We start from the raw sequence: 13,065 nt of genomic DNA, 5'->3' as shown, positions 1-13,065 counted from the left end.
CTATTCTTGTCTTAAAACCTGTGCAACATTTAACGTGCGCGAGCGACGCGCCGGCAACCATGTGGCAAGAAAACCAAGCAACATAGTCGCAATAAAGACCACCAAAAAGATTTCTGCGTCCATGCGCGCTGGCAAATGTGAAACATAATAAACGTCCGGCAATTCAATAAATGGATAGCGCTCAAGCAAGAAGCCCACACACGCCGCCAAGCCCAGACCCAATGCGGCAGACCAAAAGGTTATAAAAACACCAAGGCGGACAAAAATGCTTTGAATCATTTTACGCGACATGCCCATGGCTCTAAAAATGGCAATATCGCGCCGCTTTTGCTGAATCTGCATAAACAATAACGAAATCATATTCATGCAGGCAACAAGCGTAATCAATGCCAAAATAAAAAACATGACATATTTTTCAAGCTTAAGCGATGCTACCAAGGCCGGATAGAGTTCCTTCCACGAGTTAATAACCAAATGAGGAAAGCGCATTTTGAGCGCCTGCTGCACCATGACTTCAGTATCTTGGGCAGAAAAGAAACTACGCTCTTTTTTAACTTTCAAACTGATATGATCAACACCTTTATCGTCATAAAGCGTTTTGAAATAATCAAGCGAAGTAAAGGCTAAGTTATTGTCGTACTCTTCCAAACCAACCGAAAAGATCCCACTCACCACGACCTGCTTTTTATTTAAAAAAATTTTACTACGCCCGCCCGGTTCTGGAATTAAAAGCGTTAACGTATCGCCAACCTGCAAGCCATAATGCTCGGCCGTTTTGTGCCCAATAATAATGTTGTTGTCTTGCAGCAACATGCTGAGCAAATCTTGCTTACCAACGGTAGCAACGGCATGAGCGGGAGCCGTAATTTTTTCAGGCAAAATAGAAACTTCATGTTCATGATCTTGATCAATACCCTTGAGAAATATCACGCTCTGTGTTTTGTCGCGGTCAATAATTGCCTGGCGGGTGCTGCTGGCACTAATCCCGCACACCTGATCTCCAAACTCGGCTTCTAGTGCCGTGCGCAGGCCAGTATAGTCCAACTGACTTTTTGGAGCGTACATAACCACATGCGCATTAATGCCCTGCATTTTTTCGTGAATCACTTTTTCAAAGCCGTTGGTAATAATGAGCGTGAGCATTAATGAAAAGGTACCAATAAAAATACCCAAGAAACAAACTTTGATCATAAACGAGATATTTTTGTCTTTGTTATTAAAACTTAAATATTTGTATGCAAGTACCGAGGCTAAATTTTTCATAGCTACATCCCCAAAGAGATAGAATTTATAAGGCTGTTCGATTGAACAAAGTGTAGCGCGAAGGCTCTTGTATTGTAAAGCTGCCGGCATAAAAAAAGAGAGGGACCGTAAAAAGCCCCTCTCCAATAAATTCTAGGTACTATAGTTACCAACTACTCATGAACGCCCAATAAATTTTGAGTATCAGTTACATCTGGCAACACTGAAGGTGGTACCGGAGCATCTAATGATTCTGTAACTTCAGGTAGCGCTGGTGGCACTACTACCTGCTCAGTGCTTACCGGCTCTACTGGTACAACATTCTCTTGTGCACTTGAAGAAGAGCGTGATGGCAACCAGCTCGAAGCCATTGCCCAGAAAAAGCTCCCTGTTCTAATTGCAGCGTTCAGTACTGGCATTTCTTCAGCAAGTTCCATAATATCTTGGCGAGAAAAATATAGCCCACTAATAAAAGCAATTGGTGTGGTAACCAAAATAGGCAGCGGACTGATAATAAGCCCCACAACCAGTGGCGCAAGAACTTTCATGCCAACCGTTGCAAAGGCAGCTTTAAGTCTCAATTGACGACTAGCTTTTTCTAATGCCTGGACAGAAGCAAGAATTACATCAACTCTTTCATCAATTCTCCCTACTTGATTTCCCTGAGTAAGGAGTTGTTCAAGCTGTTCTTCCAATGTTTTAGCTTGCTGCGCCAACGTACCAGCCTGATCTTGCAAAACTTCAGCCTGGCCAGCCAAGGTACCTGCTTGATCGGTAGCAGTATCACGAATTTGAACCAGTGTTTCCTGAGTTGTTGTGTGATTGGCGTAAGCTTCTTCTCTAAACTCTGTCAGTTGATTAGAAAGCTGCGTAGCATTTCCACGTATTTCTTGCATCAACGCTACAAACATTTGAGCTTGCACCTGAACGGCAGGGTTAGAATCTTTTGCCAATTTTTCAAGAGCTGCCGATGCGCCACTTTGCTGTGACTGTTGTGGTGCTACAACAAGCGCAGAACTTGTAGAGCTGGTAGAATCAGCAGAAGAAGGCGCCTGTTCTTTTAAACTTTCAGCAATTGCTAAAAGAATATCTTTTTCAAATTGCTCATCTTTCTGGTTTGCTGCAGCAAAAAGGCTACCGCCACCAAAAACAAAAACCAAGGCTAACGCTATAGCACAACGATGCATAACATTCATATCAGTTCCCCCGTGAACCCTAAATAATATAATTTTGTCGTATCGCCATTTTTCAGACCACTAACAATTATATCAAACTTGAAATTACACACAAACGCCTCAATCGTTATTTATATCGGCTTTTAGAGCTTTTTTTAAGCTATTTTCACTTTTATAAGTCCTTGTTTTTTTTAAACAATGCTTTTTCTTATAAAAATCTGGTATATTTTCTGGCATAGAGTTATATCTTAAAAAGATGGTGAGTGAAGACCTTAGCAAAGAAAGATACCCGTATGATCATGAAAAAACTTGGATACTTAATAAGCATGGTAAGTAGTCTGTGCTTGTTTCCATCGTGCATAAAGTATCACAAAGTCGTTACAAGCGAATTCCCACAAGGCAACGAAACCAAAGACTGCCGAGAAATAACCCACAACAATGTACGCTCCCAAAAAATTTATAGTGAATTTAAAACAGAAGCACTCTTTGATGTCTTGCTACTTTCTGACCAGACACGAGAAGCATATGCTCAAAATTTTGCACAACGTCGCGGCAAAGACCCCCAAGAGTTGCTCAATCGCGAATTTGAAGAAAATAAGCACTGGATATCATTTTACGTGTTAGCCGAAATTCGCGATAACACCAACCCTGCTTTAAATGAAAAAAATTCTTACTGGACCCTCTTTTTAAGAACACCAAACGGCAAGCGCATTGAGCCTGTCAGCATTAAAGAAGTAGAAATTGAACCTGAATATCAAAGATTTTTTGGGTATCGATTTACCCCGCACAAAACGGTGTATTTAATTAAGTTTCCACAACAAGGTCTTGATAACAAAAACCTGGTCAACCCGAACGATCCAATAACGCTGGTCATTGCATCACCAACAAAAGAAGTTCCTTTGGTTTGGGACCGTAAAGATTATAAAAAACACGCGGAGTTATTGAGTGATAAAGATTTCTATTGGTGCTGATCATCGCGGATTTGCACTTAAAAAACATCTGATCAACCATTTTCAAGAGTACGCCTGGTCAGACCAAGGCACTCACACCGACGAACGGACCGACTATCCGTTGTACGCCAAACGAGTATGCCAAGAAATTTTGTCAGGCCAAGCAGACGTAGGGATTGTGCTGTGTGGCTCTGGCGTGGGCATGGCAATAGCAGCCAACCGCTTTAAAGGTATTTATGCCGCACTGTGCTGGAACGAAGAGGTAGCACGCATGGCCCGCAGCGATGATGGGGCCAATGTACTGGTGCTAGCAGCAGATTTTACCACACCCGAACAAGCAGTTGCTCTTGTTAAAGCCTGGCTGAGCGCAGAGTTTAAAGGCGAGCAATATCAAAAGCGACTTGAAATGCTCGACAATTTTTAAAAAGCTTTCATAAAAAAAGGCCCCATGCTTTGCCGCGTGAGGCCTTTTTTATTATTCAGATTTATTTGAGAAGATTTAGTTAGCGCAGACAGGAAGGCCTGCTTTTTCTGCCCAGTAAGCATCTTCTACGCACATTGCTTGTTTTACTTGTTGTTCTGTTGTCGATTGCTGACATGGCATTTGTTGGTCTTGCGCACGAACTACATATTCATTTGGTGCAAGATGAACTTCTCGTTTTGATTTCAAATATTTGTTAGTACAAACATCCTCGTCCCACCATGACATGGCACCATCACACATCTGAAGTCCTGCATCGCGTGCAACAGATCCTGGCCATGTTAAAACGTTCTTGAGAACTTCAAATTCTACAAGTAACTTTACGCCACCAGCAAGAGCAAATGCTGCAATAAGAGCACCACCCGTATAAATAAATGCTGTTCGGCTCAAATCAACACCCTTGAGTAGGGTATCTTTTGCCATTTTCAACGCAGCATCTTGAATGCTTGCTGATTTCTTGTCATCTTTCTTTTCTTCTTTTTTAGGAGCAAGCTTTTCCAAAAGCGCTTTTTGCTCTTGCAAATACTTCAATTGCTCCAACATAACTATTTGTTGCATGCGCTTTTCGTTAAGCTTTTGCTCTTGCAACAAAGCTGCTTGCATGTTCTTTTCTGATGAAGGTTGTTCATCTTCAGGCATAGAAACAACAGGAAATACCGTTGGACCAACTTCATTGTTACTCAAAAGACTGAGTGAGTATGTTCCGCTTAAAAGCGCAACAAATAAGAACGTCATACTTTTTTTCATAGCAGGCTCCCCCCTTGCTAAAAAGTTGCTAAAACTCTGACAGATTCACTATCTATCATGTAATAAGCTTAGCAGAGGGGGCTATGTTTTTCAAACGCCCTAAAAATAGGTAAATAAGCAAAAAGGCGCGACTCGGTCGCGCCTTTTTGCTTATTTGAAATTTATTTCCTAGATATTGAGAATTACCCTCTGTAAGGAAGGTAAAGGCGGTGATAGACCTGATAAATCAGAACAAAAAGCATTGCTGGAAGGAAAAGGCCTTCAAACATAATCTCAGCACTCGTTGATGCAGGCAAATTTTGACAAATAAAGCGATTAGTTTCAGACCCTGCAAACCAGCATGGCAGATCTATTGCTGTAAGCGTGTCTCGTGGATTGTAACCAAAAACACACTCATTCAACAGATAACCGCCAACGGCAAGCCCTTGATTGGCAAGATAACTAACAAGGTCAATACCTCTGCTAGCAAACCACGTTATAACAGGAACAGTGTTCTTTCTAAAAATCAAAAACAATGCTGCGAGTACGGCTGTAACAGCTTTTTTATGTTCTGCAGTAAACTGACAAACTCGTGCTATTCTGCCCGTGGCAACCGGAACTAAGGGATCTTCGTCGTTCAACCCTTGATCTTGCTCAACAAGTTCTTGTTCAGGATCTTGAATAAAGTCTGGCAACTGAGGTAGTTGTTGCAACCAATCTTGTACTGCCGTCAAATCAAGACCTTCGGCAATTCTTACCAGCGGCATTTGGCCGTCTTGGCCCTGCTCATTATTGGCAGCAGAAAAAACTAAACTTTGGCTACCAAAAGCGGCAAAAAGCGCCAAAAACATAACATTTCTTATGCGTTTCATAAAACCTCCTTATGAAAACAACTCGACAAGCACCTAACTACCGGCACTTCTCAAAAGTATTGATCTTTATTACCATCATCAGGTATTTGTTGAATTTAAAGAATAACCTCCATTATTACTTAAAATTACAACTATGAAATTATATTAACATATGGAAAAATTATTGTCAAAAGGCAAAAGTGCCAAAAAACGTCCAAAAGTCGCTCTTTTTAAATAACAGGGGGAAGCTATGAATTTCAAGCACTTGAAGCAGTTAAATGTGGCTAAAAAGCGTGTTTTTTTACGGGCCGATCTCAATGTACCTTTACACAATAAAGCTATTATTAATGACTACCGGCTTACCGCCCTGCTACCAACGCTCGATTATTTGCTTGAAAATGATGCCAAAATTGTCTTAGCTACCCACATTGGCAACCCAGAGTCGTTAAGCCGCAGCAACTATTTTGACGAAAACCTTTCAACCGCCCTGCTGGTAGACTGGTTTAAAGAACGTGGCTACCACATAACGTACGAGATTGACCTCTTGAAAGCAGAAGCAAAAAGTCGCACCGACCGCCATGCCATACTTTTAATTGAAAACCTACGTTTCTTCAACGGGGAAAAGGAACCCAAGTCTGCCTCCATTTTTGCAGACTTACTCCAAAACTTGGCCGATTGTTATGTTAACGATGCCTTTGCGCTCATGCACCGGCACGATACCTCAACCACCCTTTTGCCCCAACACTTTGCGCCCGAAGAACGCTCGATAGGCCTTTTGGTTGAAAAAGAAATTACCATGCTCACAAAAATTAAAGAACGGCCACAACAGCCGTACGTCATGGTTCTTGGTGGCAACAAAGTAAAAGATAAAATCGACCTGTTAAAAAATATTTTAAAACGCCCGCGACACGTTATGCCACAATCATTTTTGATTGGTGGGGCCATGGCGCACGCCTTTTTACATGCACAAGGTTACCACATTGGCCAAAGCATAGTGGATATGAGCGCGGTTGAATTTGCGCGAGATTTTTTACACAAGGCCGACGAACTCCAGCTCAGCGTTAGCCTTCCGCATGATGCCTTGGTAACATTTGGCGACGCCCACCCCATGGAGTTTTGTAATATCGACGCTATTCCAACCAATGGCACCATCGTAGATATTGGACAGGGAACCATAGAAGCATTTTCTCAAGATATTACTAAAGCAAAAACAATTTTTGCTAACGGCACTATGGGAATTTATGAAAACGAATTTTATGCGCAGGGAACCACCAAAATCTTGCAGGCAATTGCTGACAGTAACGCACTGAGCATAATTGGCGGGGGCGATACAGTAGCAGCAACGTTTACCAATAAGCTACAAGATTCAATTGGCTTTCTTTCAACGGGCGGTGGGGCAACACTGGCATTTTTGGCAACAGACTTTGCAGAACAATCACTACCAGGGTTCAAAGCACTCATTTAACCAAGCAGGGCTTGCGTAACTTGCTTAAACGCCGCATCACCAAGTTTTTTAGAAAAATGCGTTACGCTCCACTCTGGGAGTGCTTGCTCAAGCTGTACCACAACATAGCTATTGTAACCCGAGGTAAAACCAACATCGCCTAGCGTGTGCACAATGCCCTGCCATTGGCGCACATAACCTTTATTTTCAATTAATTTATCAAGCATAGAACTTTTAAAATTAATCTCAGCATCTTCGTCATTAAAATGCTGATGGCTACGAATGATTGCCGCAATGTTAATGCCAGGGCCTTCAGAAAGGTCTTGTAAAAAATATTCGGTAATTGCTTTACCAAAATAAAAACTTTTATTTTTAAGCGAGGCAGCAAAACCGCAATCTTGGTCTTCAGGCAAAAAGTTATTCCACTGCATGCCAAGCTTACTGGCAATCAATGTTTCTGGGCTATTAAAGTCGATCAAGCCCTTTTCAGTATACGTTTCTGCCAAGGTTGTTAACGGTGTTTTTTTAAGATACGAAAAAACTTCTTTTATTTTTTTATGCAAATGACTCAGCGATTTGTCGGTCAAAATTTTTTGCAATGCGTTGTGACGATTAATGTTTTCAATCAACTCAAAACGCACATCGCGCGTTACTAAAAGCTGTTGCGGGTTAAAGCCAATTTCAATACCACTGTGCGAAAATTTAATAAAATTAGTAACATGCGTTTTTTCGTTAGCACAACCAACGTAGTACGTCAACGGCAAATAATCGTACCAGTACAACAAATCTGGGTAATAATAAATATCAAACTTTTCAGCAAATTCTTCAATTAAAGAGTAACGCTCTCCTAAATCTTGCTGACCAATTGTTGCATGCTGCTCATATAAATTTTTATTTGCAAGAGCATATTCGTGGTTACCACGCGTTAGAAACACTTTACCAAAATTAACGCGATTAAGATAAAAAAGAAGCCGCACAACTTCAACGCTGTGCGGCATATAATTACTATAATCACCAAGAAACATGATCACAAAATCTTCAGCAATAATGTGAAAGTCTTCATCCAGATAACCTTGCCGTTGCAAATCTTGCAAAATAACCACTAATGATTCAAGATCGCCGTGCACATCGCCAATTACCGCAATGCGCGTTCCCGGTTCAAAAATCTGTTTAACCACAAAAGGCGCAAAGATTTTATGCGCTTTTGCTTCTTCCAAAATTTTAAAATCACCAATCTCGCCATCCAAAAAGTCTTCACTTGGCATGGTATCGTAAAGCCAATTGCCCGCTTTTAAGCGCAATGCCGACTGCCGAACAAAAGTTTTAGCGGCTTCATCAAAATCTTGGTACGTTATGGCACGCAATTTTTTTAATGCATTGCTTTTACTTTTTTTAACAATATTTGGTAACGACCAATCACTCATTAGTTATCCTAAAAAGTTATTATGCTGACTGCTCTGCATTCAGCGCATCTGCTTTTGCACAAAGATCATGCACCGTCAAATCACCCTGCTGCTGGCCATCGGCCAAGCGTAACGTAACCGTTTTTTGCTCTTCTTCTTTCTTGCCAAGCACCAACATCCACGGCACTTTATCCATTTGTGCACGACGAATTTGTGCTGATATTTTGTCGCCCGACGTGTCAATTTCAACACGCAAACCATGCGCCGTTAATTGTTCGTACAAGCTTGTTGCATAGGCACTTTGATGATCGGTAATCATTAAAATACGTGCTTGTACCGGCGCAATCCAAAATGGCAAACGTCCTTTGCAATGCTCCAGCACCATGCCCAAAAAGCGCTCAATAGAACCTAAAATAGCACGATGTACAATAACCGGACGTTTTTTTGACTGATCGGAAGCAATGTACTCAAGATCAAAGTTGGTCGGCAAGGTAAAATCGACTTGAACAGTGCCACACTGCCATTCACGGCCCATGCTATCTTCAATCACAATTTCTATTTTGGGGCCGTAAAAAGCGCCCTCGCCTTCTTGAATTATGTACGCCACACCGGTACGGTCAAGCGCACTTTTGAGTGAATTAGTTGCTTTTTCAAAATCTTGATCATCACCCATATATTTTTCTGGGCGCGTAGAAATTGCTATTTTGATTTTTGAAAAGTTAAAGGCACGGTACACTTTGTCAGCCAATGCCAACACTTTTAACACTTCGTCCCCAACTTGATCGATGGTGCAATAAATATGACCGTCATCAATGGTAAACGCACGCACTCTAAACAAACCGTGCAACACGCCAGAAAGCTCGTAGCGATGCACATAACCAAACTCAGCCAAGCGCAATGGTAACTCGCGGTATGAGCGTGGACGCTCTTTATAAATCAAGATAGAACCAGGGCAGTTCATAGGCCGCACGCAGTCAGTTTGCTCGTCAATTGTGCAAAAATACATCTTATCTTTATAAAAATCATAATGCCCAGAAGTCTTCCATAAATCTTCTGCCATCATGAGCGGCGTACGAATCTCTTGGTTATCTTTGCGCAACAACGAGCGAATAAATTCGATCAGCTTGTTGTAGACCAAGAGTCCTTTGTGATGGAAAAATGGCATTCCCGGTGCTTCTTCGTGGAATGAGAAAAGATCAAGCTCTTTGCCCAAACGACGGTGATCATACATTTTAACTTCTTCAAGACGCTGCAAATAAGCATCTAAATCTTCTTTGGTTTCAAACGCAATACCAGAAATTCTTTGAAGCGCAACACCTTCGCGATTAGCACGCCAATACGAACCAGAAATGCTAGTCAACTGAAAATGCTTAACGTCTCCCGTTGAAGAAGTATGCCCACCGCGACACAGATCATAAAAATCGCCCTGACTATAAATACCTACTGTGTCGCCAGGAATTTCATCGATAAGTTCAAGTTTAAACTGGTTATCGTTAAAACGCTCACGCGCCTCAGCTTTTGGTACTTGGCCACCAACAATTTTGTAATCTTTTTTTGCAAGCTCACGCATTCTTGCTTCAATACGCGGCAAATCTTCTTCTTTAAAATTTGTTGTTGGCAAGAAGTCATAAAAAAAGCCGGTCTCGGTTACGGGTCCTATGGTCATTTTAGTACCTGGAAATAATTCCGTAACTGCATGCGCAAGCAAATGCGCTGCGGAATGTCGCAAATTGTGTAATTGTTCATTCATTTCGCTCATAAGACCCTTTCTTATTTTATGCAAATCAGCCAATGTATTGCAGACTCACTCACAAGATACCTATACTATTTTTCATGGCGGCAAATGATTGAGCACTAGTGTAGCACGAGCTCATCGTAATTAAAAGAAGCCAGCCACGGCAAACCATTCATACAAGTCAGAAAAGGAGACTTTGTGGAAGAAACAAAAAAGATCACCCAAAAAGTAGGCGGAAACGGCAAAGAATGCCCCATCAGGCTCAACCGCATTTTTGTACTTGATACCAACGTGCTTTTGCACGACCCAAAGGCCATTTTTGCCTTCAAGGGCGTGGTCATTGGTATCCCATTTGTGGTACTTGAAGAGCTGGACGGGTTTAAAAAAGAAAGTGGAGAAAAAGGGCACAACGCGCGTGAAGTTATTAGAACGTTGGACGATTTGCGCTCCAAAGGCCGCTTGCAAGAAGGAGTTGAGCTGAAAAATGGGACCGAAGGCGCTATATTACGAGTTTTTCCTTCGCCCACAAAAATTGATTTTTCGCAAACACTCACCAGCTTGAGCGAACAAACCGTCAAAGACAACCTCATTATTCAAACGGTTCAAGACTTGGCAGAACAAAATTGCGAAGTAACGCTGGTTACCAAAGATATCAACTCACGCGTTAAAGCAGATGTTTTGGGCCTGAACGCCGAAGACTATACCCGCGGCCAAATTACCTACGACCGCTACTACAAAGGCTGGATCGAGCTAGCCCTACCCGCAAAAGATTTAAAAGATATGAACAGCAATAAAGTGTTAAGTCTTGTTTCAGCCAAAGACCTTACCCCCAACGAATACATTATTTTAGAAAGTGAAAACAATCCAGAAAATAATCGTCTGTTCAGATTTTTGGGCGGCAACCAGTGCAAAGAAATTAATCCCATCACTATTTTGCACAGTTTTCAAGCGCGCAATATTCAACAGCTCATGGCGCTTGATTTGCTCATGGACGATTCCATTCAAATTGTAACCCTGCTAGGGCCCGCCGGGACCGGTAAAACTTTTCTTACGCTACTTGCTGGGCTATTTAAAGTTGCGTACGAAAAAGAATATCGCAAGCTTATGGTAGCCAGACCAATTGTTGCCTTGGGCGCCGATGTGGGCTACCTGCCCGGCGATATTCAAGAAAAATTGCATTTGTGGATGCAACCGGTACACGACAATCTTGAATTTATTTCAAGTGAACTCTTGCGCGGCAACGAAGAAGATTTACAAATGGATCGCAATGACCGCAAGCCACGCTGGCGCAAAGGCAAACATCACGAGCGAGAACGCGAACAACATCATCAACAAAAACGTTACCAAGATATGCACTATGTTGAAAAGCTGGTACAAAAAGGAATATTGAGTCTTGAAGCAATTACGTACATGCGCGGACGCTCTATCCCTTATCAATTTGTGTTTATCGACGAAGTACAGAACTTAACACCACACGAAGTTAAAACATTAGTTAGTCGCGCAGGCCAAGGAACCAAAGTTATTTTGGCAGGCGATCCGTTTCAAATCGACTCACCATACTTAGATTTTACCAGCAACGGCCTGACGGTAACAACCGATAAACTCAAAGGATCTAGCCTTTTTGGTACGGCATTTTTAGAAAAGAGCGAACGCAGTGAGTTGGCACAATTGGCCGCAGATGTTTTATAAAATAAACTCACAAATCATTAATACAATGCAAAAACTCTTGCAGCGTATCGTCTTTTGTTAACGCAGAATTGTCTATAACCGTGGCTCCCTCAGGAACCCTGAGCGGGGCCACTTCTCTTTGTGTATCGCGCTGATCGCGCACTTCAAGCTCTTCACGAATTTTTTCAAAATTCATGTCGCCATTTTTACGTTTTGCATCACCCACCAAACGCTGAGCGCGCACATCAAGCGAGGCGGTCAAATAAAACTTGTAATCAGCATCAGGGAACACAACCGACCCACAATCGCGGCCATCGGCAACAATGTCATATTTTTTACCAACACGTCGTTGCAGCGGCAACAAGCGCTCACGCACTAGTTTGCTAGCGCTAATAATTGAAGCCAATTGATCAACATCGCTCTGATACAACGCTTCAGTCACATTACGACCATCAATGGTAATTTGTGGTTTGCCGTTATCATACGAATAATCAATACTCTCAATCAACGCCAAATCATCTTCTTGAATCACGCACGGACCAATGCACGTTACTATTTGGCTTATTTGAGCACCATATTTATTTTTCAACAAATAAGCAAAAGCTCGATACAACAAACCAGTGTACAAATAATAGCACCCCAATCTGCTGGCCAGCGCTTGTGCTACCCAGCTTTTGCCACTGGCAGCAGGGCCATCGATAGTAATAATCATCTCACTCCCTTTTTCACAATCTTCTATTACTTTTTTTGTGTTCTTTTAAAAAATAGCTCGGCACGGCTCAAAAGCTCCAGGCGATCATGATCATCGACTGCTTTTTCTTTTTTTGCTTTAATCTTTTGTGCAATGGCAGGATCAGTCAACTCTTCTTCAGGTGCCGTCACCGGATCAATCTCCAGCAAGGCAAGATAGATATACTCCAAAAAAAAGTCACGTGCTGTTTCTAAGAGCCCGGACACGCCAGACCTACCAGGAGTACCAAGCCTTCCCGGTGTACCAAATAGCCGATTTGGACTAGCACAACTCTCTGCTTCTTTTTCTTTTGCCGCCGCATAGGCATCCAGAATCATGCTCTCAGTTATAACATCGCTAGATTTAATTTTTTTACATTTGCCATAACGATCGGGTGCTTTTTTAAGCCCTAATTGCATAGCCATCATCCCACAACCAGCAGGAGCGGTTACTGCAAACTCTCCTTTTTTCTCAGCAGCCGGCAAAATAGGCCTAGAAACTCCGCACAAAACTATGACACTCAAAAAAATAATTAGCTGTTTTTTCATAATGCATCTCCTTGATTTTGATTTCAGAAAAATTCTCTCAGAAGTTTTTTCATGCTACGCGCTTTTTTTAAAATGGCAATAATCAATTAAAACCGCTATACTACCACTCCAA

12 protein-coding genes are annotated in these 13,065 nt (G+C 41.9%); 4 read left to right on the top strand and 8 right to left on the bottom strand.

Annotated elements, in window-relative coordinates:
* Both K2W90_03745 and K2W90_03740 read right to left on the bottom strand, forming a co-directional pair.
* Window positions 1-1,263: an ABC transporter permease gene (locus K2W90_03745; protein ID MBY0353452.1), complete on the bottom strand. Its 1,263-nt coding sequence runs from the start codon at window positions 1,261-1,263 to the stop codon at window positions 1-3.
* Between the two features lie 152 nt (window positions 1,264-1,415).
* Window positions 1,416-2,438 (bottom strand): hypothetical protein, encoded by a 1,023-nt coding sequence (locus K2W90_03740; protein ID MBY0353451.1) that lies wholly within the window; start codon window positions 2,436-2,438, stop codon window positions 1,416-1,418.
* 272 nt (window positions 2,439-2,710) lie between these two features.
* Here K2W90_03740 and K2W90_03735 point away from each other — a divergent pair, with 272 nt between their 5' ends.
* Window positions 2,711-3,388, top strand: a complete 678-nt coding sequence (locus K2W90_03735) for a hypothetical protein (GenBank protein ID MBY0353450.1) — start codon at window positions 2,711-2,713, stop codon at window positions 3,386-3,388.
* Entirely contained in the window at window positions 3,363-3,791 is a 429-nt protein-coding gene (gene rpiB / locus K2W90_03730; protein MBY0353449.1) for a ribose 5-phosphate isomerase B, read from the top strand. The genes K2W90_03735 and rpiB overlap by 26 nt, the downstream gene beginning before the upstream one ends.
* Before the next feature lie 75 nt (window positions 3,792-3,866).
* Here rpiB and K2W90_03725 read toward each other — a convergent pair whose 3' ends face one another.
* Together K2W90_03725 and K2W90_03720 are read right to left on the bottom strand one after the other, a co-directional pair.
* Window positions 3,867-4,595 carry a hypothetical protein gene (locus tag K2W90_03725; GenBank protein ID MBY0353448.1) on the bottom strand — a complete coding sequence of 243 codons (729 nt, stop codon included), beginning with the start codon at window positions 4,593-4,595 and terminating at the stop codon, window positions 3,867-3,869.
* Between the two features lie 182 nt (window positions 4,596-4,777).
* Window positions 4,778-5,446, bottom strand: coding sequence for a hypothetical protein (locus tag K2W90_03720; GenBank protein ID MBY0353447.1), 669 nt, complete (start codon window positions 5,444-5,446; stop codon window positions 4,778-4,780).
* A 229-nt stretch (window positions 5,447-5,675) separates the two neighbouring features.
* On the opposite strand from K2W90_03720, the gene pgk reads away from it, so the two are divergent.
* Entirely contained in the window at window positions 5,676-6,890 is a 1,215-nt protein-coding gene (pgk, locus tag K2W90_03715; protein MBY0353446.1) for a phosphoglycerate kinase, read from the top strand.
* On the opposite strand, the gene K2W90_03710 is transcribed toward pgk, so the two are convergent.
* Together K2W90_03710 and thrS are read right to left on the bottom strand one after the other, a co-directional pair.
* Window positions 6,887-8,293, bottom strand: a complete 1,407-nt coding sequence (locus tag K2W90_03710; protein MBY0353445.1) for a metallophosphoesterase — start codon at window positions 8,291-8,293, stop codon at window positions 6,887-6,889. The two genes, pgk and K2W90_03710, sit on opposite strands and share 4 nt — an antisense overlap.
* Before the next feature lie 19 nt (window positions 8,294-8,312).
* Window positions 8,313-10,031 (bottom strand): threonine--tRNA ligase, encoded by a 1,719-nt coding sequence (gene thrS, locus K2W90_03705; GenBank protein ID MBY0353444.1) that lies wholly within the window; start codon window positions 10,029-10,031, stop codon window positions 8,313-8,315.
* Between the two features lie 174 nt (window positions 10,032-10,205).
* Between thrS and K2W90_03700 the strand changes: the two genes are divergently transcribed.
* Window positions 10,206-11,696 carry a PhoH family protein gene (locus K2W90_03700; GenBank protein ID MBY0353443.1) on the top strand — a complete coding sequence of 497 codons (1,491 nt, stop codon included), beginning with the start codon at window positions 10,206-10,208 and terminating at the stop codon, window positions 11,694-11,696.
* 7 nt (window positions 11,697-11,703) lie between these two features.
* On the opposite strand, the gene cmk is transcribed toward K2W90_03700, so the two are convergent.
* On the bottom strand, window positions 11,704-12,387 hold the full coding sequence (gene cmk / locus K2W90_03695) for a (d)CMP kinase (protein ID MBY0353442.1): 684 nt from the start codon (window positions 12,385-12,387) through the stop codon (window positions 11,704-11,706).
* Window positions 12,388-12,413: 26 nt separating this feature from the next.
* A complete protein-coding gene (locus K2W90_03690) occupies window positions 12,414-12,953 on the bottom strand; it encodes a hypothetical protein (protein ID MBY0353441.1) in 540 nt (179 codons plus the stop codon).
* Between the last annotated feature and the right edge of the window lie 112 nt (window positions 12,954-13,065).

This window comes from Candidatus Babeliales bacterium, assembly GCA_019749895.1.
In the GTDB taxonomy this organism is placed as follows: domain Bacteria; phylum Babelota; class Babeliae; order Babelales; family RVW-14; genus AaIE-18.
This window is presented reverse-complemented; position numbering and strand designations above follow the sequence as displayed.